We start from the raw sequence: 21,372 nt of genomic DNA on the forward strand, positions 1-21,372 counted from the left end.
ACAGGGAACGTCCAGGAGGGACACGAGTGAGCGCTAACGGTGCGGACCGGTACGTGGTGGGTGTCGACTTCGGCACGCTCTCCGGCCGGGCGGTGGTGGTCCGGGTCTCGGACGGCGCCGAACTCGGCTCGGCGGTGCACGAGTACCAGCACGGGGTGATCGACGACCGGCTGCCGGAGACCGGGGCCCAACTGCCCGGCGGCTGGGCCTTGCAGATGCCGGAGGACTGGCGGTCGGTGCTGCGTGAGGCGGTGCCCAAGGCGCTCTCGGCCGCCTCGGTGGCCCCGGAGGCGGTGATCGGGATCGGTACCGACTTCACCGCCTGCACCGTGCTGCCGACCCTCGCCGACGGCACCCCGCTGAACGAGGTCCCCGGGCTCGCCGACCGGCCGCACGCGTACCCGAAGCTGTGGAAGCACCACGCCGCGCAGCGGCACGCCGACCGGATCAACGACCTGGCCGAGCAGCGCGGCGAGCCGTGGCTGCCCCGGTACGGCGGCCGGATCTCCGCGGAGTGGCAGTTCGCCAAGGCCCTCCAGGTGCTCACCGAGGATCCCGAGGTCTACGCCCGGACCGAGCGGTGGATCGAGGCGGCCGACTGGATCATCTGGCAGCTCTGCGGCGAGGAGACCCGCAACGTCTGCACCGCCGGCTACAAGGGCATCCACCAGGACGGGCAGTACCCGTCCCGGGACTACCTCGCCGCACTGCACCCCGACTTCGCCGACTTCGTCGAGACCAGGCTCGCCCACCCGCTCGCCCCGCTCGGCGGGCTGGCCGGCCGGCTGACCCCCGAGGCGGCGGCCGCCACCGGGCTGCCGGCCGGGATCGCGGTCGCGGTCGGCAACGTCGACGCGCACGTCACCGCCGCCGCCGCGAACGCCGTCGAGCCCGGCCAGTTGCTGGCCATCATGGGCACCTCGACCTGCCACGTGATGGTCGCCGACACCCTCGCCGAGGTGCCCGGGATGTGCGGCGTGGTGCAGGACGGCATCGTGCCCGGCCGGCTCGGCTACGAGGCCGGACAGAGCGGCGTCGGGGACATCTTCGGCTGGTTCGTCGAGCACTGCGTACCGGCCGGCTACGCCGAGGAGGCGGCCCGGCGGGGGATCGGGGTGCACGAGTACCTGACCGAGTTGGCTGCCGCGCAGCGCCCCGGCCAGCACGGTCTGGTCGCCCTGGACTGGCACAACGGCAACCGCTCGGTGCTGGTCGACCACGACCTCTCCGGAGTGATCGTCGGGCAGACCCTGGCCACCCGGCCGGAGGACCAGTACCGCGCCCTGATCGAGGCGACCGCCTTCGGGACCCGAACCATCGTCGCCGCCTTCGTCGACGCCGGGGTGCCGGTGACCGAGTTCATCGTCGCTGGCGGCCTGCTCAAGAACGCCTTCCTGATGCAGGTCTACGCCGACGTGCTGCGCCGGCCGCTGTCGGTGATCGACTCCGACCAGGGGCCCGCGCTGGGCTCGGCGATCCACGCCGCGGTGGCCGCCGGGGCGTACCCGGACATCACCGCCGCGGCCGCCGCGATGGGCAAGGTCCGGCGGGGCGTCTACCAGCCCGACCCGGCCAGCGCCGACGTGTACGACCGGCTCTACGCCGAGTACGAGCGGCTGCACGACTACTTCGGCCGGGGCGGCAACGACGTGCTGCACCGGCTGCACGCGCTACGCGAGGAGGCGCGCCGATGACCAGCGGCGGACTCACCGGCACGATCAGCGACGCCGTCGCCCGGATCCGTCAGGAGGTGTGCCGGCTGCACGAACAGCTCACCCGCTGGGAGCTGGTCACCTGGACCAGCGGCAACGTCAGCGCCCGGGTGCCGGGCGCCGACCTGATGGTGATCAAGCCCAGTGGGGTGTCGTACGACGACCTCACTCCGGAGTCGATGGTGGTGACGACCCTGGACGGGGACGTCGTCGACGGCAACCACTCGCCGTCGAGCGACACCGACGCGCACGCGTACGTCTACCGGCACATGCCGCGGGTCAACGGGGTGGTGCACACGCACAGCCCGTACGCCACCGCCTGGGCGGCCCGGGACGAGGCGATCCCGTGCGTGCTCACCGCCATGGCCGACGAGTTCGGCGGGGAGATCCCGGTCGGCCCGTTCGCGCTGATCGGCGGCGACGACATCGGCAAGGGCATCGTCGCCACCCTGGAGGGACACCGCTCACCGGCGGTGCTGATGCGCAACCACGGGGTCTTCACCATCGGGGCCAGCGCCAAGGCGGCGGTGAAGGCGGCGGTGATGTGCGAGGACGTCGCGCGTACCGTGCACATCGCCCGGGCCGGCGGCCCGCTGGTGCCGATCGAGCCCCGGCACATCGACGCCCTCTACGAGCGCTACCAGGGGGTCTACGGTCAGCGTTGACGTCCGGGCGGCGGCGGAGTCCGGGGCGGTCGCGCCCGCCCCGGGCTGGTGCGCCGGCCGCCGGACTGGCATGCTCGCGCCAGAATGTTCCCCGGGCGGGCGCGCCCGTGCCCGCCGTCCACCCGCGACCCCTGGTGGTGCCTGTTGACCGGATCCCGTCGCCCGTCCGACGACCTGCCCGGGGCGGTCGCCCCGACGCCTGCCGGGGCGGGCGTCCCGGTGCCGCCGGTGCCGGGGGAGTGCCAGGTGTGGCGGCTGCCGATCGGTCCGGCGCACTGGGCCGGGCTCGACGTGCTCGACGACGAGGAGCGGGAGCGGCACGCCCGGTTCCGGCGGATCGCCGACCGGGACCGCTACCAGGCCGCCCATGTCGGGGTGCGGATGCTGCTCGGGCACTACCTCGGTGTGCCGGCCGGGCAGCTCGGCTTCTCCCGGCACTGCCGGCACTGCGGCGCCGGGCACGGCAAGCCGGTGGTCGACCGTCCCGCCACCAAACTCGACTTCTCACTCACCCACTCCGGCCAGTGGGTCGCCGTCGCGGTGGCCACCGACCCGGTCGGCCTGGACGTGCAGGAGCTGACCGACGGTACCGACGTGGCCGCGTTGAGCGGTAGCGTGCTGTCGCCGGCCGAACTGCGCTGGTGGACCGAGCAGCCGGCGGAGTCCGCCCGACGGGCGTTCTTCGGGTACTGGGCCCGCAAGGAGGCGCTGCTGAAGGCGACCGGGCACGGGCTGGCCGTACCGATGAACCGGATCACGCTGACGCCGCCGGACGAGCCGGCCCGGCTGGTCGACTGGGCCGCCGAGCGTCCCCTCGACGGCCCGGTGCAACTGCACGACCTCGACGCCGGTCCGGACTACACCGCCGCTGTCGCGGTGCTCTCCAGCCTGCCGGTCCGGATCAGCCGGGCGGAGTTCCCGGCGGCGCTGGCGGCCGGCCCGGCCGCACCGGGTGCGGCGGGTGCCGGATCAGACCGGTGGACCGGCCTCGATCTGCCGGCGTAGCCGGGCGAGCCAGTCACCGTCCGGGCTCTCCGGGCCGACCACCAACCAGGTGACCCCGGCGGCGGCGTACTCCTCGACCGGCACCGCCGGATCGTGCGGCACCACGATGTCCCGGTCCGGCCCGAGTACGGCGCGCACCTCGACCACCTGCGCCGGGGTCAGCCCGCCGACCGCGTCGGGGCCGAGCGCGAACACCCCGTCGTACCGGGCGGCCCGGTCGAGCGGGCGCCGGTGCGGCCAGGTCGCGGCGACCCAGATCGGCGGCCGGGGTCGCTGCACGGTGTCCGGGCCGAGCCGGGCCCGGACCCGGAACAGTGGACCGTCGTGTGCCACCTCGCCGCCGCGCAGCAGCCCGTCCAACACCACCAGTGCCTCGTCCAGTGCGGCCGCCCTGGCCCGCGGGTCGGCCGACTCGCCGAATCCGGTGAAGTCGGTCTCCGGTACGCCGAGGCCGACCCCGACCACGGCCCGGCCCGCGCTGAGCTGGTCGAGCGTGATCACCTCCTTGGCCACCTTCCACGGACGCCGCCGGGCCAGCGGGGTAACCATCGCGCCGATCCGGACCCGTTCGGTGGCGGCGCCGATCGCGCCGAGCAGTACCCAGGGATCGTGCACCGGCGTGCCGTCGGCACCGAGGTGGTCCCAGAGGAAGAAGCCGTGCCAGCCTGTCCGGTCGGCCGCGACCGCGGCGTCGATCAGGTCGGCCGGCGATCCGGCGGGCGGGAGGGATATCGCGTACCGCATGCCATAGGTCTACCGGTCGGCGCCCGCCCTGTCTGCCCCGTCGCCCAGCGGCGCGACGGCGCCGCAGCGGTGGGCCGCTGCCCCCGGCCGTAGGCCGGGGGCAGCGGAGGTGTGGTCCGCCATCGGATCGCGTCACGCCGAACAGATCGCGTACGCCGTGACGGTCCAGTTGCCGGCGAAGGCGCCGTTCTCGGCGCCGGTCGCGGTGGCGGTGGGCAGGCCGACGTTGGGGCGCAGGTCGTCGATGACCACCGCGCCGACCGCCCCGTTGAGTTCGGCGCCCACCCCGTGTGCCCGGGTACCGGCCGGGCAGGCCGCGGTGGTGACCGACGCCGCGACCGGCGACCCGGCCGCGCTGGTCGCGACCCTGCGCACCATGTTGGCCGAGGCGTTGCCGCAGATCGCGTACCCGGTGATGTTCCAGTTGCCGGCGAAGGCGCCGTTCTCGTACCCGGTCAGCGTCGCCCCGGTCAGTGCGGCGTTCGGGGTGAGATCGTCGAGGAAGACGTTGCCGCCGGCACCGTTGAGTTCGGCACCGAGGCCGTAGAGCCGCAGGCCGGCCGGGCAACCGGCGAAGACCGACTTCGGGCTGACCGAGTTGGTCGCACTGGTGAAGTGCACGCGTTGCAGGTTGAGCGTGTTGACGCCGCAGATCGCGTAGCCGGTGACGTTCCAGTTGCCGGCGAAGGCGCCGTTCTCGACGCCGGTCACGAGCACGTTGGTCAGGGTGAGACTCGGGGTGATGTCGTCCAGGGTCACGTTGCCCCCACCACCGGTGATCTCGCCACCCGCACCGTAGACCCGCTGCCCGGCCGGGCAGTTGACCACGACGCTCTTGCTCGCGATCGAGTTCGTGGCGCTGGTGACGGCGATGCGGACCGGGGCCGCCACCCGGGTGCCGGAGTCGGCCGCCCGGGCCGGACCGGCGGCGCTGATCGCGCCCGCCACCATGATCAGGGCAAGGGTCGACACGACACCGCGCCGAACCCTGGTGTTATTGACAGCCATCGCTGCGGATCTCCCTTCGTCGCCCGCCGCCTGAGCTGGCGGTGGCGCACGGTCCAGCCTGGTCAGACCCGTCACGGTGCGGTCCGGGTCCGATCAGGGCCGGATCAGGGCGGGCGGTCACCGGGGCGCGACGTCCGTGCGGGGCGGCCACGGCCGCACCCGGCGCCCCGAGGGTCCGTGTCGGGATTCCGACTTTCGCTGGCATATGCCCGCTCTGTGCCGACATGCTGGCGCCCGGAGCCCCCGACCGTGTCACGTCCGGTTACCGGGGGAGGTGCAGCAGGGTTGCGTACGCCGCCCCGGCAACCGCCGATCCGTCCGCTGCCCGCCGGCCACCCGTCGATCTGGCCGCCGACCGCCGGCCAGCCGCCGGCCCGGGGGACGGCGCCACCTCCGCCATGGTCGTCGGGCTGGCGCTGCGTCCTCGTCGCGGCGGCGGCCGGCTACGGCAAGACCACGGCGGTACGCCGGATGCTCGCCCCGGACACCAGCCGCTGGTACACCAGGGCGGAGTGGACGCCCGTGCTCTGCGGTACCGACGGCGGGCCGCTCCAGGTCGACCTGAGCAGGCTGCCAGGGTCCACCGACGGGCCGGCCGGCGACGACCGGTGGCTGGTGCTCGACGGCGTGGACCCGCTGCCTCCGCCACGGCTGCGGGCGCTGCTGGCCGCGGCGTACCGGTTGCCCGACCGGGTCCGCCTGGTGGTGATCACCCGTCGCCCGCCCGCGGCGGCCCTGGTCGGCGGTGGGCTCCGCCGCGGCGACCTGGGCCTGCTCGGGCCGGTGGACCTTGCGCTGTCCCGGGTGGACGTGGCCGCGCTGTTGCGGGACCGCTACGACCTGCCGGATCCGGCGCTGACCCGGGCGGTGCACCGGGCCACCGCCGGCTGGCCGGTACTGGTGCACCTGCTGGCCCAGACGCTGCGGGACCTCGGTGACCGGGACGACGGGCCGCCCGGGTTTGCCGCCGCCGCTGCCGGAGCCGTGGCGTACCTGGCCGGCGAGGTCTTCCGGCAATTGCCCGCCGACGCCGCCCGGGTGCTCCGGCAGGCGGCCCGGGTCGACCCGGCGCATTCCGACCTCCTCGCCGGATCCGACCCGCGCCGCACCGGTCGCCTGCTGCGCTGGTTGGCCGCCGCCGGTCTCCTCGGCCCGGAGCGGCCGGACGGCGCCGGGCATCCCGCCATTCCGCTGGTGACCGAGGCGGCGCGCCGGCACTTCCCGCTGTCGCCCGCGCGGGCCGCCGCATTGCACGACCGGGCGGCCGACTGGTACGCCGGGCGCGGACTGCCGGCACCGGCCCTGCACGGCTACCTGGCGGCCGGACGGGTCGGCCCGACCGTCCGACTGCTCCGCCGGTACGGCGCGCGGCTGCTGGCCGACGGCGAGGCCGTCCTGGTCAGCGCCGCTGTCGGTACGCTGCCGCCGGCCCGGTGCCCGGCGCCGTTGCGCCAGTTGCACGGCGACGCGCTGCGGATGGCCGGCGCGGCCGCGTCGGCGATCGAGGTGTACCGGTCGCAGGCCGCCCGGTGCGCCGCCCTGCCCCCGGCACTGGCCTGGCGGTACGGCCTGGTCCACCTGCTGCGGGGCGAGCCGCTGGCCGCGATCGCGGTCTTCGACCGGGCGACCGCCGGGGCTGGCCGGACCCCCGACGAGGCGCTGCTGCTGGCGTGGGCCGGGTGCGCGTACGCGCTCTCCGGCGACGTGGCGACGGGGCGGGACCGGGCCCGCCGGGCGTTGGCGGCGGCGTCCGCCATACCGGGCGCGGGTCGGCTGGGCGAAGCGGCAGCGGCCCGGCCACCGGCACCGCCCGGCTCCGTACCGCCGCCCGGTTCCGTACCGCCGTCCGGGCCGGACCTACCGGTCGGGTCGGCGTTGCGTACGGCACAGGCGGTGGTGACCGCCGCAGTGGCGGCCGGCCTGACCGCGCGGCTGGCCGGTGACCGGGCGACCGGGGCCGGACAGCTCGCCGAAGGAGTGCGGCTGGCCGACGCCGCGGGTGATCTCGGCCTGGCCGCCTGGGCGCGGCTCAACCTGGCGGTGGCCCACTCCGGCGCGGTCCGCTATCGGGAGGCGGCGACGGTGGCGGGCGAGGCCGTCGAGCTGGCCGAGGAGGCCGAGTACCCGGCGATGCTGGCGCTGGCGCTGGCGGTCCGGGGCACCGCGCTGGTCCGGCTCGGGCGGCTGGCCGAGGCGGTCGCCGAGTACGAGCGCTCGGTGGCCCTGCACCACCGGCTCGGCTCGGCGTACGCGGCGGTGCCGCTGGCCGGGCTCGGCCGGGTGCACCTGCTCTGCGGCCGGGACAGTCTGGCCCGGGCCGCCTACCAGGAGGCGGTGCAGGTGAGCGAGCCGACCGGGAACGTGTTCGCGCTGGTACCCGCGCTGGCCGGGCTGGCCCGGGTCACCGCCGGGACGGATCCGGCCCGCGCCACCGCGCTCGCCGAGCGGGCCGTCCGGCTGGCTCCCGGCCCGGACGGCGGCCCGGCCCGGTGCGCGCTGGGCTGGGTTGCGGTGGCCGACCGGGACCTTCCCCGGGCGGTGCTGCTCGCCGCCGAGGCCGAGGAGCACGCGCGGCTGCACCAGGACCGGGCCGGGCTGGCCGAGGCGCTGCGGCTACGAGCGGCCGCCACCGCCGACCCGTCGTCGGCCCGGCAGGCGCTGGTGGAAGCCGGGGCGATCCTGCGGGAGGCCGGGGCGGGAGTCGACGCGGACCGGGTCCGGGTACTGCTCGGCCGGTTGCCCGGGGCCAGCGTGGAGGAGCGGATCGACGCCGAGATCGCCGCCGCCCGGCTCGTCGAGGTCGAGGTGGTGGTTCCGGCACCGGCCGTCGCCGCCGGGACGGTGGCGGTACGCACGCTCGGCCGGTTCGAGGTACGCATCGACGGTCGACCCGTGCCCACCTCGGCCTGGCAGTCCCGCAAGGCCCGGGACCTGCTCAGGATCCTGGCCGCCCGGTGGGGTCGACCGGTCTCCCGGGAGCGGCTCGGCGAACTGCTCTGGCCCGGGGAGCCGCCGGAGCGGCTCGGCCATCGACTCTCGGTGCTGCTCTCGCTGCTGCGCGGGGTGCTGGATCCGGACCGGCGCGGTCCGGTCGACCGGTACGTGGTCGCCGAGCGGGCCAGCCTCGCGCTGGACGTCACGCACGTCGATCTCGACGTGCAGCTCTTCCAGGCCGAGGCGCTGCTCGGGCTGCGCCGGTTGGAGCGCGGGGATCGGGTTTCGGCGCAGGACGTACTCGCACTGGCCGAGCGGCGTTACCTGGGCGACTTCCTGGCTGACGACCCGTACGACGACTGGGCGGTGCCGGTCCGGGAGGAGATGCGCCGGCTCTACCTGCGGGCGGTCCGGACCCTGGCCCAACTGGCCCGGCATCGGGGCGACCCGGAGCAGGCGGCGCACCACTTGCGGCGGGCCCTGGAGATCGACCCGTACGACGAGCGGACCCACGAGGAGCTGATCTCGGTGCTGAGCGCGGCCGGCCGGTACGGCGAGGCGGACGAGGCGTACCGGCGCTACCGGCGGGCGATGGCGGTGCTCGGCGTACCGGCCCGGCTACCGCGTTGACCCGGCGGTTCAGAGCCCGAAGACGTCCTCCTCGGCGCCCTGCCGGACACCGTCCACGAAGCCCCGGAAAGCCGGGTCGTCCCGGTCGGCGGTCACGCTGGTCACCTGTTCACCGGTCGCCTCGGCGACGGCGTCCACCAGCGGGGGATAGCTGAGGTCGAGGTCGGCCAGTTCGTCGTCGTCGGCCTCGGCGAGATTGATCACGTCCTGGAGCTCGTCGGCATCGGTCTCCGGGTCACCGGCCCAGGCTTCACCCAGCTCGTAGCACTCGTCGTACAGCGCGCGCTGGTCCTCGGTCCAGTCGTCGTCGTAGTTCCTCACGCCGTACTCCCTTCCCCGCCCACCACCTGAGCATGCCCCCACGGGTGCGGAAGGGTCCCCTGTTATCGGTTTTTGCCCGCCTGACCGGGCCGGCGGCGCCCGGCGGGACTATCCGCGGTCGGTCTGGGTAACCGCGTCGGTCCGGGCGGCCGCGCGGGCGGCGCCGAGCGAGGCGACCGGGCCGGTCGACTCCCGGACGACCAGCCGGCAGGGCTGCCGGATCACCCCGGCGGCCCGTTCGCCGTCCAGCGCGGCGAAGAGCTGCTTGACCGCGGTCGCGCCGAGCTGTTGCAGGTTCAGGTCCACGGTGGTCAGTGGCGGCCGGCAGTCGGCGGCGAAGACCTCCCAGTTGTCGTACCCGACGATGGCCACGTCGTCCGGGATCCGACGGCCGAGGTCGAGCAGGGTCTCGGCGACCCCGGTGGCGATCTGGTCGTTGCCGCAGAAGACCGCGTCGATGTCCGGATCGGCGGTGAGCAGCATCCGGCCGGCATGCCGGCCCCAGCGCTGGGACCACTCGCCGTAGAGCGGGTCGCCGCCGGCCAGCGGCAGGCCCGCCTCGGCCAGCACCGCGTGCAGGCCGGTCACCCGGTCGCGGGCGGCGCGGTAGGTCTCCGGGCCGGTGATGTGCCCGATCCGGCGGCGGCCGAGGGCGACCAGGTGCTCCACGGCCAGCCGTGCCCCACCGGCGTCGTCGGCGAGCACGGAGAGGTCGTTCGGGTCGTCGGACTCGCCGTAGACGTAGACGACCGGGACCGGGATGTCCCGGGTCAGCGAGGGGCGGATGTCGTTCGAGTCGCCCAGGATGATGAAGCCGTCCACCTGGCGGGCCAGCAGCGTACGGATGTAGTGCCGGCGCCGGATCACGTCCCCCCGGGCGTCGCAGAGCAGTACGCACATCTGCTCGTTGCCGAGCGCGTTCTCGATGCCGAGCAGCACCGGGAAGGCGAACCGCTCGCCGAGCTCGTCGGTGAGCAGCCCGATGGTCCGGGTGCGTCCCGAGATCAGCCCCTTGGCCAGGGCGTTGGGGTGGAAGGAGAGTTCCTCGGCCGCCTCCAGGACCCGGCGGCGGGTGGCCGGGGCGACCTCGTCCCGGGCGTTCAGCGCCTTGGATGCGGTGGCCACCGAGACCCCGGCCCGCCGCGCCACGTCGGTCAGGGTCACTGATTGAGAGCGTTGTCTGACCACCGAAATCCTTTCGGAGCGTCTTTCGAAAAGGCCGAGCAACCAGGATTGTAGTCTAGGCCCACTACGCCGCAATTTGCCCCTTCGTGGGAAGGGTCGGCAGCCGGGCGGTCTACTCGCTGTCTTCCGAAAAGGTTTTCGGATGTGGCTTCGGCCGACCCCACCACACCGGTCGACCACCCGGGCGGACCCGCCTCCCGGTGCGCCCGACCGAGTCGACCGGACGCCCGAAGGCACGAGCCGGTGTTAGCCGGCTGAAAGCCGCGTGCGGTCTACTTGAGACGTGACCTGGGGGGAGCGTTCGGCAGTCGCCGTGGTGGGTATGGCGTGCCGCTTTCCGGGAGGGGACGACGTCGACGGGTTCTGGGCGCTGGTCCGGGACGGTCGGGTGGCCACCGCGCGGGTGTCGCCCGGCCGCTGGCGGCACGAGTACCTGCATCGGCCCGACGATCCGCGGCACGCCGACTCGGCGTACACCGACGTGGTCGCCCACCTGTCCGACGTGCGGACCTTCGACGGCCAGCGGTACGGGTTGGCGCCCCGGCGGGTGGAGGTGACCGATCCGCAGCAGCGGCTACTGGTCGCCCTGACCGACGCCGCGTTGCGGGACGCGGCCCTGCCGGAACTGCCCGTCGAGCGGACCGGTGTCTACGTCGGCGCCTCGGTCAGCGAATACCGGGAACTGCTGACCAGCCGGCTCCGGGCCGGACAGATGGCGGCCGGTGACCTCGGCGAGCCGCTGGACCCGGCGCTGGCCGAGGCGGCGGTGGGTGGAGTGGTGCCGATGCGGGCGTTCACCATGGCCGGATCGATGTTGAACATGGCGGCGGCCACGGTGAGTTCGGTCTTCGACCTGCGCGGGCCGAGCCTGGTGGTGGACGCCGCCTGCGCGTCGTCGCTGCTGGCGGTGCACGAGGCGGTCGGACACCTGCGCTCGGGCCGCTGCGACCTGGCCGTCGCCGGTGGGGTGTACCTGAACCTCGTCCCGGACAACCTGGTCGCGTTCTCCCGGATCGGCGCCCTGTCCCGCTCCGGCGTGTGCCGGCCGTTCGACCAGCGGGCGGACGGGTTCGTGCTCGGCGAAGGGGCGGCCGTGGTGCTGCTCAAGCGGCTCGACGACGCGCTCCGGGACGGCAACCGGGTGCACGGGGTGGTCCGGGGGGTGGGGTGCGCCAACGACGGTCGGGCCGACGGGCCGATGACGCCGCGCCTGGCGGGACAGGTGTCGGCCCTGCGCCGCGCATACGACGACGCGGGGATCGAGCCGTCCGGGATCGGGTTCGTCGAGTGCCACGGCACGGCCACCCCGACCGGCGACGCGGTCGAGCTGGCCGCGCTGCGCGCGGTGTTCGGCGAGGACGCCGACCCGTACGTGTCGTCGGTCAAGGCCAACATCGGGCACGCCATGTCGGCCTCCGGCATCGCCGGTCTGGTCAAGGCGCTCCTCGTGCTCGGGCACGGCGTCGTACCGCCGCAGGTCGGTTGCGAGGAGCCCGTCCCGGGACTCGGCGCGCTACGGCTGGTCGGCCGGTCCCGCCCGTGGCCCGCCGCGCCGGACGTTCCCCGGCGGGCCGCGGTCAACTCGTTCGGCTTCGGCGGCACCAACGTGCACGTCGTACTCGAGCAGGGCCGGCCCGGTGCGCTGGCCGCCCGACCGGCGCCCACCGGTGGGTCCGGGCGGGCGCTGTGGGCGGTGACCCCGGGACCGGACCCCGGCCGGGGCCGGCCCACTCCGGCGGCGGGCGTGCCGACCCCGGCCCACCCGCCGGACGACGACCTGCTGGCGGCGATCGCCTCGGTCAGCGACCATCCGCGCGATACGCTGCGCGCCGGGCAGTCCCTGGTCGCGGACCTCGGGTTCGACTCCCTGATGCTGGCGGAGCTGGAGGAGAAGCTGGCGCAGCGGTACGACCTCGCCGGTGAGCTGCCCGCGGAACTGCTCGGCCGGGACACCACCATCGCCGACCTGCACGCCTCGCTGGCGGCCCGGGACCGCCCGCGGCCCGGCTCCGGTGCCGGTGCCGGAGCACTGCCCAGTCCCGATGCCGGGGCCGGAGCGCTGCCGGAGCTGGCCGCCCTCGCGCATCGCCGCGCCCTGCTCGACGAACTCGGCCTGCCCAACCCGTACTTCGTCGCGCACGACGGTGCGCTCGGCGCGACCACCACGGTCGACGGGGTCGAGCTGGTCGACTTCTCCGGATACGACTACCTGGGCCTGGCCACCGACCCACGGGTGGTGGCGGCCGCACAGCGGGCCGTGGCGCGGTTCGGCACCTCGGTCTCGGCCAGTCGGGTCGCCTCCGGCGAACGGCCGCTGCACGGCGAACTCGAGACCGAGCTGGCCCGGCTGCTCGGCACCGAGGACGCGCTGGCGATGGTGAGCGGCTACACCACGAACCTCAGCGTGCTGGGCCATCTGCTCGGGCCCGACGACCTGGCCGTGCACGACGCGCTCGCGCACGACAGCATCGTGCACGGCATCCGGCTCTCCGGCGCGACCCGCCGGCGCTTTCCGCACAACGACCTGGCCGCGCTGCGCCGGATCCTCGACGCCGACGCGGGCCGGTACCGGCGGGTCGTCGTGGCGGTGGAGGGCGTCTACAGCATGGACGGTGACCTCGCCGACCTGCCGGAACTGGTCCGGCTGCGCCGCCGGTACGGCTTCCTGCTCTATCTGGACGAGGCACACAGCATCGGCGTGCTCGGGCGTACCGGCCGGGGCGCCGGCGAGCACTGGCAGGTGGAGCCCACCGACGTCGACCTCTGGATGGGTACCCTGTCCAAGGCGCTGGCCAGTTGCGGAGGGTACGTGGCGGGCCGCGCGAAGCTGGTCGACTATCTCCGGTACACCACGCCCGGTTTCGTCTACAGCGTCGGGATCCCGCCCGCCGCTGCGGCCGCCGCGCTCGCCGCGGTGCGGGTGCTGACCGCCGACACCGGACCGGTCGCACGGCTGCACCGCAACGCCGCGCTGTTCCGGGCCCGGGCCACCGCCCGAGGTGTCCGGACCGGCGGTGCCGGCACCCCGATCGTCCCGGTCGTCACCGGCGGCTCGGCCCGGACCCTCCGGCTCGGCGCGCGGATGCGGGAGCGGCGGATCAACGTCCAACCGATCGTGTACCCGGCGGTCCCGGAAGCCGCCGGACGGCTACGGTTCTTCGTCAAGGCGGCACACACCGCCGACCAGATCGAGGCGGCCGTCGACGCCCTGGCCGCCGAGCTCGGAGATACCCAGTAGAGCCGCGGGACCGCGGCGGCCGGTCTGCTTCGAGCACTCGATCAGCCACGGTCACGGTGGTGAACTCCCCCGGTGTCGGCGAGCTCGGTTGCCACCTCCCGGATGGTTGTCCGCAGCCAGCGGTGTACCGGGTCGAAGTCGAGGCGCGGATGCCAGGTCATGTAATACAGCATGGTGTCGATCTCGGGCGGCGCGTCGAGGATCCTGATCGCGCTGGTCTCGGCGTAGATGCCGACGAGCCGGCTTGGCATCGTCAGGATGAGGTCCGTGCCGGGGAGCACGAGCGGGCCGGTGGCGTGGAGGGGCAGGGTCAGCCCGGCCCGGCGGGGGGTGCCGTGTGCGGCGAGGACGCGGTCAATCGCCGGTTGCCGGCCGTTGACCAGGTCGATGATCAGGTGCCGAGAGGCAAGGTATTCCTCCAAGTCGATGCCTTCCCGATCGGCGAGGGGATGGGCGGCGGAGAGCATGCAGACGAAGCGGTCGGTGAAGAGTCGTTCGCTGCGTAGCTGGTCCGGCGCCTGGGTGCCCAGAAAGGCGAGATCGACCGCGCCGTGCTCCACCTCGGTGAGGATGTCGCGGTGCCACGCGTGGAACTGCAACGTGGATCCGGGCGAGCCGGCCGCGATCTTGTGGGCGAGGCCCGGCCCGAGCACCGCCTGAGCGTAGTCGGAGGCCGCGAGCTTGATCAGTTGGGCGGTCGTGGAGGGGTCGAAGTCCTCACCGGCGAAGATGTCCTCCAGTTGCGGGATCGCGGTCGACAAGCGGTCGAGGATCCGTTCGCCACGAGGGGTGATCTGGTAGCCGTTCGTCGTGCGAACGAGAAGGTCGTCGTCGAGGGTCCGCCGGAGGCGTTGGAGAGCCCGGCTCATCGCCGGCTGGCTCAGGCCGGCGCGTAGTGCGGCGCGGGAGACGTGCCTCTCCTCGAGCAAGGCGATGAGCGCGGGGAGCAGGTTGAGGTCGACCCTATCAATATGCGTGACCCGCATCCGAGGCATTATAGGTATGCACCTGCTCGCACCAGGATCGCAATGGCGACGTCAGCCTCCACCTGGTCTCCGGCGTGGCGCTGCCGAGGTAGCTAGCGTGCTCAACCGCAGGAGCAGGACGCCGCGTGGCGCGGCTGTCAACAACCCGATGGACCGGGGTGGCCGCACCGCCGCCCCGTTTCCAGTGGTCCTGGACGGTTGTGTGCGGTGTGTTAACGTGCCGAACTGTGCGTAGCTGGTAGTGACCCTCTTCCTGATGGAATGGAGTCCTGGATGGATCTACGGGTCTGCCTGACGGGGTCGGATGACGATAAGCTCGCCGGCCTCGACGCCCTGCGGGACCTTCAACTGGAATTGGTCGACGATCCCGCCTTCCGTGGTCGGGTCATCCTGGTAGAGCGGCCGGCGGATCCCGGCACCCTCGGACCGGTCCTGGAAGGGCTCCGGATTCTGCTCGAACCGCAGACCCTTACACCGTTGCTAGCTGCCCTGGTCACCTATCTGCGGATCCGTTCGCGGGACCGCACCAGCGACCTAGAGCTGACCGTACGGAGGACGGACGACTCCACCGAGATCAAGCTGTCCGGCCAGCGGATCCGGCAGCTGGACGCCGTGGCGCTGGCGGCCGAGCTGGAGCGCCACGCGGAGCGTCTGGACGGTGGAGCCCAGCGCTTGGAAGGCGGAGCCGAGCGTCCGGACGGTACCGACGCCCCGGCGACGTGACGTCACTTGGGTCGCCGGCCACCAGGGTGGTGGTCGTCGGCACGGCACACCACCGCGATCCGGGCAGGCTGCCTGATGTCGAGGCGGTCGCCACCTCCATCGCGGACCTGGAGCGCTGCCTGCTCGATCCGGAGATCTGCGGGGTACGGCCGGAGAGTCTCCGCGTACTGCTGGATCCGCCGGATCCCGGCGCGCTGGACGACGTCATCCGGCAGGCGGCCGTCGAGGCGGAGGATGTGTTCCTGCTGTACTACCTGGGGCACGGGCTCGTATCCGAGAACGCGCTGTACCTTGCCACCCAGGCGACGGCTGACATCTCCCGGACCCGGGCGTCGACGGAGGCGCTGGAGTTCGCCGCCGTCACCGGAGCGCTGCGGCACTGCCGCGCCGCGACGATCGTCGTGGTGCTCGACTGCTGCGACGCGGGCCGGGCCCACCTCGGCGGCCTTCGTGGGGACTGGCTGCTCCTCGCCTCCACCCGCCGGTCCGTACAGGCTCTCGCCCCCGAGGGGGCCCGGCACACCCTGTTCACCGGTGAGCTGCTGAGCATCCTGACCGAGGGTGATCCGCAGGGGCCGCCACAGCTCACGCTGGCCCGGGTGACCGATCTCCTCCGCGGCCGACTCCAGCCGGCTGGCCAGGCGCCGGTGGCCCGGTACGAGGGCGGCGCGGGCCGGCTCGTACTGGCACCGAACCGCGCGTACCGGCCACCGCGCCTCGACAACCCGCCGCCGGAGGATCTCGACGGCGCCGAGGAGGTCTGTCCGTACCTGGGGTTGAACGGTTACGACACGGCGGACGAGCGGCTGTTCTTCGGCCGCCGCGAGATCACGGAGACGCTGCTGCGAGCCGCCTCCACGCGTGTCTTCGGTGCGGATCCGCTGATCGTGGTTGGCGCCTCCGGGGTGGGCAAGTCCTCCCTGCTCCGGGCCGGACTCCTGCCCGAGATCAAGAAGGGGGCACTGGGTGTCCCAGGCTCGGCGGGCTGGGTCCACCTCGTCATGACGCTGGGCGCCGGCCCGGGGCGCGCCGACCCGATGGACCTGCTGGCCGAGCAGCTCGCCACGCTGACCGGGCGGGACGATCCGGACGACCTGCGGGTACGGCACGCGCTGGCGACCGAGCCGCGGCGCGAGGTCGGCCGGCTCCTCGACGGACGGAAGCTCGTGCTCGTCCTCGACCAGTTCGAGGATCTGTTCATCCAGCATCCGAACCGGGCGGCGGAGTTCGTCGCCACGGTGACCGGGTTGATCGGCCCGGACGAGTCCGCGCCGGTCGCCCTCGTCGCGCTCGGCGTCCGCGCCGACCATCTCGGCCACTGTCTGGAACTTCCCGAGATCGCCCGCGCGGCGCGCAACGCGCTGACCGTACCGCCGATGGCGCCGGACGAACTCCGCGAGGTGATCACCGGTCCGGCGCGGGTGGCCGGGCTCGCCGTCGACGACGAACTGACCCGGGTCGTCCTGCGCGACCTCGACCTCCACCCACGGTCCGAGCGCCGGGCCGCGGTGCTTCCGCACCTCTCGTACGCGCTCCTCGCGACCTGGCAGAAGCGCACCGGCCGGCGGTTGACCGCGAACGACTACCTGGCGGCCGGCGGCATCGACAGCGCGATCGCCCTCCGGGCCGACGCCATCTACCGCGAGTTGGACGAGCCGGGGCAGCGGGCGGCGCGAAACATCTTCCTACAGATGGTCCTCACCTCCGAGGACGGCGAGGACACCACCCGGATCGCCGCCGTGCAGGAGTTGGTCCTGGACGGAGTGGGCGCGACCGTGCTGGACGCGTTCGTCCGGGCCCGGCTGGTGACGGTGCACGGTGAGTCCGTCTACGTCCACGAGGCCCTGTTGAAGGCGTGGCCGAGGCTCCGGGAGTGGATCGACGACGACCGGGAAGCGCTCCGGGCCCGGGCGCGCTTGCGGCAGGCGGTCCGCGAGTGGGAGCGCGACGGAGCGGACCGCTCGCTCCTCTTCGGAGGCGCCCGGCTGGAGGCCGCTCTTCCGTGGCTTACCGACGACAACGTCCGGCTGACTGATCCGGAACGGGCGTTCCTCACCGCGAGCAAGAACCGGCGGCGAGCCGAGGTGCGCCGGCTCTACCAGGTGATCGCGTTCCTGACCGTCCTGCTCATCCTGGCCGTCGTCGCGATCGGTTACGCGTTCGACCAGCGCGGCAGGGCGGACGCCAACGCCCGGGAGGCGACGGTACGGCAGCTCCTCGCCGTGGCCGACACGATCAGGGACAGCGATCCGCAGGCCGCGCTGACCTTCGACCTCGCCGCACTGCGCCTGGCCCGGACCGCCGAGAACCGGTCCAATCTCGTCACCGCCCTCGTCGGCGCGCACTACGGCGGAACGGCGCGTACCCCCGCCGTCGACTCCAGCTACTCCGACGTCGTCGCGACCGCCTTCAGTCGGGACGGCGCGATGGTCGCGATGGCCCACGACGACGACACGGTGTCCGTCTGGCCCATCGCGGGCCGCCACGTCCTCGACCCGCACCTGGTGAAGTTCAGGACGAACGGCGCGAACCACCTCCGGTTCAGCGACGACGGTCGGTCGCTGGCCGTTGTGGGCGACCGCGCCGACCGGGACAACGTCACCGACGCTCTGGTGTGGTGGGACATCTCAGACCCGAAGCGCCCATACCGGGCGCGTACCGTCGTCGGGGGCCGGCTCCTCGCGCTCGCTCCGGACGGCAGGACCGGGGTCCGCGCCGGCGCCGGCGGTCCGGTCCTGGTCAGGGTGGACGGGGCCCGCCTGGTCGACACCGCTCCGCTCGGCCGGGGCATCGGCAAGGTCGCGGGAATCAGCCAGGACGGCAGGCTGATGGTGACCGAGGGGACGTACGGCGGCGGGCACACGATCTGGGACATCGCCGACCCGTCCCGGCCGGTACGCCTGGCCGACTTCCAGCAGAGCCTGCCCCAGCGTGAGATCACCATGGTGAGCAACAGCCCGTGGCAGAGCGCCTCGTTCAGCGCGGACAACACACTGGTCGCCATCGCGTCGAACCTCGGACCGGCCGTGCTGGTGGACATCTCGAATCCGCGCCGGCCGAGGCAGGTGAGCGACCTGGCCAACCCCGCCGTCGTCTCCACCGTGTCGACGGTGGCGTTCAGCCGCTGGGGTCGTACGCTCGCGGTCGGCGGCATCGGCCAGGTCGTGCGGCTCTGGGACGTCAGCGACCCGGCACATCCACGGGTCACCGCGACCCTCGGCGGTGCGGGTGGCGACGTCACCTCCCTGGCATTCTCTCCGGACGGTCGCTCGATCGCCTCCGGCGGCATGCACGGCGGGACGGACCTGTGGAATCTCGGACCGGCCGATCCGGCTCCGGTGAGCTACGAGGCCGGTGGCGTCGGCGTGACCGCCGGGTTGGGCGCCGACGGCCATACCCTGGTCACCGGCGGACTAGCCGTGCACACCACCGTCCGAGACATCGCCGCCCCGGCCCGGACGGCTGTCTCGACCACCGTGCCCGCCAGCCGGGTGGGAGTCGTGGGGGTGGCGATCAGCCCCGACGGCCGCACCGTCGCCGAACGGAATCTCGACGGCACCACCACGCTGTGGGACACCGCCCGGCGGGGCCACCCGCGACTCCTCCGGACCCTTCCGACCCGCGGCGCCTCCGACCTGTTTCCCGAGACCCGGCGGCTGGTCCGGTTCAGCCCGGACGGTCGTACGCTCGCGGTCAACGACCCGGTCTCGGATCCGGAGAATCCCGTCTTCGAGCTGTGGGACGTCACCGACCCGCGGCAGCCGCGCCCGTTGACGAGCATCGCCGGCACCACCAACGAGGAGTCGTTCACCGCTCCCGCGGCGGCGTTCTCCCCGGACAGCCGGCTCTTCGTGACCGAGCGCAAGGGCGAGGTTACGCTCTGGGATATCGCCGACCGGCTCCGTCCCCGGATGGCCGGTACGCTGCCCACGCCCGGTGGGGCTGTGACGTTCGGCGGCGACGGACGCCTCCTCGCCGTCGTCACCGGCGAGGGCACCGAGGTCTGGGACGTCGGCGATCCGGCGCACCCCCGCATGGTGTCCAGCGCGCCGTACGGCGGCAAGACGGTCGCCTTCAGCCCGGATGGCCGGGTCCTGGCCACCGGCGCCGGACGGACCGTCGTGCTGATGTCGGTCGCGGAGCCCGGCCAGGCAGGCGGGGTCGTTCCGCTGCACGGGCACAGCAGGGAGGTCTTCGCCGTCACCTTCACGCCCGGTGGACACCTTGTCTCGGTGGACATCGAGGGCGGGCTGAAACTCTGGAACGCCGACGGGTTGCTGACCATCCTGGCCGAGCCGGAGTGGGCGGCGTGCGCGCTGGTCGATCCGGGTATCGGGCCCGAACGGTGGCAGAGATATGTGCCGAACCAACCGTTCGAGAACGTGTGCCCCGAGCGGTTCAGCCGGGTCTGCGAGCGGTTTGGGATGCACGAGACCTGTTGGGTCGAGCAGGTGCCTCCGACGGGCCGCCGGCGGCCGGGGTAGCCGTCGCCGTCGCAGCCTCGGCCGCCACCGCTCTCAGCCAGCGCCGTGCCCGTCGCACCAGGACGATCGCACCGAGTGCCAGCAGGCCGACGATCCCGATCATGGTGAGGCAGGCCAGCACGACGGGAGTGGCGATCCGCTCGCCGCGCGGCGCCAGGCCAGCCGCCTGGTAGGCGTTCGGCGTACCGACGAACTGCGGCCTCGCCTCGTCGGCCAGGACGGCGAAGACCCGGCCCGAGATCCCGTCGGCCGCCACCAACAACAGTTCTCGGCCGTTGTCGCTAGCAACCAGCACCCGGTCGGCGGGTACGACGACGTTGCGGGGCGCGCGTTCGGCGGCCGAGGCGGTGACGTACCGCTCGTGGAACGGCCATCCGTTGATGTCCAGGCGTTGCCGCTCGTCGCAGCAGCTCACCCGGTCGCCGGGCAAAGCGATCACCCGCATGACGTGTGACGGACGAGCCGCCTGCGACCCGCTCAACCGTCCGCCGAGCGCGGCCCGGATCGCCGAAGCGCGGATCAGCACGACGTCGCCGCGTCGCGGCGACGACACCCGGTCGGCGAGGATACGATCGCCCGGCCGAAGGGTAGGGGCCATGTTCTCCTCTAACCCATCCAGTTCGGCGTAGCTGCCGGTGAGCGGGGTGCCGACCAGCCCGCCCAGGCACAGCGCCGCAGCGACGAGGACCAGCCGGAACGTCCACCCGCGCCGCGCGTACGTCCGGAGGCGCAGGAGGCGCGGCCAACGGGTCCGACGCCGACCCGACGGGTCCCCGACCTGCTCGCTCGCGCGATGCCGACGTCGCACGGACCGGACCGCACCGGTCACGGCCACACCCAGCAGGCCGGACAGGCCGGCCGCCGCGACGGCCGCCCAGATCGTCGGCGCGGGGATCCGCCGGTCGGCGCGTGCCAGCTTCGGGTCCCGAAACGCGTCGGGGGTACCCGGAAATCGGGGTTTCCACCGCGGGTCGACGACCATGAACGCGCGACCCACGACTCCCTCCGCCCCGGTCGCACGGAGCAGGCCGCGGCCGTCGTCGAGCAGCACCACCATCCCCTCCGGTAGCGGGTAGGGGACGGAGAAGCCCAGGCAGCTCTGTGCGATGTACGCGGCGTCCGGATCCCGCTCGGCGCTCGGCGGCCCCCCGGCGGAGTCCCGGACGACCACGCCGTTGACCCGGACCCGCTGTTGCCCGTCGCAGGTCACCTGGTCGCCGGCCTCGGCGATGAGCCGCGAGATTATCAACCAGTCGCGCGAGTCGGCGGTGTACCGGACCACGACGAGGTCTCCGGGCCGCACCGGCGATGCCGCGTCAACGACGAGGTGGTCACCCGAGCGCAGGGCCGGCTCCATGGCAGGTCCGGCGACATAACTGAACTGGGTGGTGGCGAAGACGCCGGCCAGACCACCGAGCAGACCGCCCAGGCACAGCGGCACGGCACCCCAGACCAGCCAGAAGAAACCACTCTTCCGCGACAACCTTGCCATAACGACCCGAAACATCGCGGTCAGGCCGGTCCGTGACACGAACAGACTCTACGCCCGAAGCAGCCCGTTCTCGCAGAGCCGCCCGTCCGACCTTATCCGCCGCACGGCCGGTCCGGCGTCTCGTCGCGGCCGGCGCGCGCCAGAAGGAGGCGTGCCAACCGCCCTGATCAGCGGCGACGATGCGTCCTGCGCATACGTCCAATACGAACAATGCATTGGTTATGCCGGCAACCGGCGTGGACACT

At 73.4% G+C, this 21,372-nt stretch carries 13 protein-coding genes; 7 read left to right on the forward strand and 6 right to left on the reverse strand.

Translation table 11 applies throughout. From position 1 onward, the window contains the following. Positions 1-26 precede the first annotated feature (26 nt). The 3 genes from araB (at position 27) to ACSMXO_RS19810 (ending at position 3,382) form a co-directional block, all read left to right on the forward strand. On the forward strand, positions 27-1,694 hold the full coding sequence (gene araB, locus ACSMXO_RS19800) for a ribulokinase (RefSeq protein ID WP_455418885.1): 1,668 nt from the start codon (positions 27-29) through the stop codon (positions 1,692-1,694). Beyond that, the gene (locus ACSMXO_RS19805; protein ID WP_346257555.1) at positions 1,691-2,377 is read left to right on the forward strand and encodes an L-ribulose-5-phosphate 4-epimerase; all 687 of its coding nucleotides are present in this window, start codon (positions 1,691-1,693) and stop codon (positions 2,375-2,377) included. Before araB ends, ACSMXO_RS19805 begins: the two co-directional genes overlap by 4 nt. A 144-nt stretch (positions 2,378-2,521) precedes the next feature. Next, positions 2,522-3,382 (forward strand): 4'-phosphopantetheinyl transferase family protein, encoded by an 861-nt coding sequence (locus ACSMXO_RS19810; protein ID WP_346257556.1) that lies wholly within the window; start codon positions 2,522-2,524, stop codon positions 3,380-3,382. On the opposite strand, the gene ACSMXO_RS19815 is transcribed toward ACSMXO_RS19810, so the two are convergent. Together ACSMXO_RS19815 and ACSMXO_RS19820 are read right to left on the reverse strand one after the other, a co-directional pair. Beyond that, a complete protein-coding gene (locus ACSMXO_RS19815) occupies positions 3,347-4,126 on the reverse strand; it encodes an LLM class flavin-dependent oxidoreductase (RefSeq protein WP_455418886.1) in 780 nt (259 codons plus the stop codon). The two genes, ACSMXO_RS19810 and ACSMXO_RS19815, sit on opposite strands and share 36 nt — an antisense overlap. 132 nt (positions 4,127-4,258) lie before the next feature. Beyond that, positions 4,259-5,098, reverse strand: coding sequence for a hypothetical protein (locus tag ACSMXO_RS19820; protein WP_346257558.1), 840 nt, complete (start codon positions 5,096-5,098; stop codon positions 4,259-4,261). A 321-nt stretch (positions 5,099-5,419) separates the two neighbouring features. Between ACSMXO_RS19820 and ACSMXO_RS19825 the strand changes: the two genes are divergently transcribed. Then, a complete protein-coding gene (locus ACSMXO_RS19825; protein ID WP_455418887.1) occupies positions 5,420-8,698 on the forward strand; it encodes a BTAD domain-containing putative transcriptional regulator in 3,279 nt (1,092 codons plus the stop codon). A gap of 9 nt (positions 8,699-8,707) precedes the next feature. Here ACSMXO_RS19825 and ACSMXO_RS19830 read toward each other — a convergent pair whose 3' ends face one another. Both ACSMXO_RS19830 and ACSMXO_RS19835 read right to left on the reverse strand, forming a co-directional pair. Next, complete coding sequence (locus ACSMXO_RS19830; protein ID WP_346257560.1) at positions 8,708-9,019, reverse strand: hypothetical protein; 312 nt, start codon at positions 9,017-9,019, stop codon at positions 8,708-8,710. Positions 9,020-9,127: 108 nt separating this feature from the next. Beyond that, on the reverse strand, positions 9,128-10,207 hold the full coding sequence (locus ACSMXO_RS19835; protein ID WP_455418888.1) for a LacI family DNA-binding transcriptional regulator: 1,080 nt from the start codon (positions 10,205-10,207) through the stop codon (positions 9,128-9,130). A gap of 280 nt (positions 10,208-10,487) precedes the next feature. Here ACSMXO_RS19835 and ACSMXO_RS19840 point away from each other — a divergent pair, with 280 nt between their 5' ends. Beyond that, the gene (locus ACSMXO_RS19840) at positions 10,488-13,442 is read left to right on the forward strand and encodes an aminotransferase class I/II-fold pyridoxal phosphate-dependent enzyme (protein ID WP_455418889.1); all 2,955 of its coding nucleotides are present in this window, start codon (positions 10,488-10,490) and stop codon (positions 13,440-13,442) included. A gap of 41 nt (positions 13,443-13,483) precedes the next feature. Here ACSMXO_RS19840 and ACSMXO_RS19845 read toward each other — a convergent pair whose 3' ends face one another. Further along, the gene (locus ACSMXO_RS19845) at positions 13,484-14,428 is read right to left on the reverse strand and encodes a LysR family transcriptional regulator (protein ID WP_455418890.1); all 945 of its coding nucleotides are present in this window, start codon (positions 14,426-14,428) and stop codon (positions 13,484-13,486) included. A 273-nt stretch (positions 14,429-14,701) separates the two neighbouring features. Between ACSMXO_RS19845 and ACSMXO_RS19850 the strand changes: the two genes are divergently transcribed. Both ACSMXO_RS19850 and ACSMXO_RS19855 read left to right on the forward strand, forming a co-directional pair. Then, complete coding sequence (locus ACSMXO_RS19850; RefSeq protein WP_455418891.1) at positions 14,702-15,151, forward strand: effector-associated constant component EACC1; 450 nt, start codon at positions 14,702-14,704, stop codon at positions 15,149-15,151. After that, positions 15,148-19,635 carry a caspase, EACC1-associated type gene (locus ACSMXO_RS19855; RefSeq protein WP_455418892.1) on the forward strand — a complete coding sequence of 1,496 codons (4,488 nt, stop codon included), beginning with the start codon at positions 15,148-15,150 and terminating at the stop codon, positions 19,633-19,635. The genes ACSMXO_RS19850 and ACSMXO_RS19855 overlap by 4 nt, the downstream gene beginning before the upstream one ends. Here the strand turns inward: ACSMXO_RS19855 and lepB are convergent. Next, positions 19,550-21,166 (reverse strand): signal peptidase I, encoded by a 1,617-nt coding sequence (lepB, locus tag ACSMXO_RS19860; protein ID WP_455418893.1) that lies wholly within the window; start codon positions 21,164-21,166, stop codon positions 19,550-19,552. The genes ACSMXO_RS19855 and lepB overlap by 86 nt on opposite strands. Between the last annotated feature and the right edge of the window lie 206 nt (positions 21,167-21,372).

This window comes from Plantactinospora sp. DSM 117369 (genome assembly GCF_053764795.1).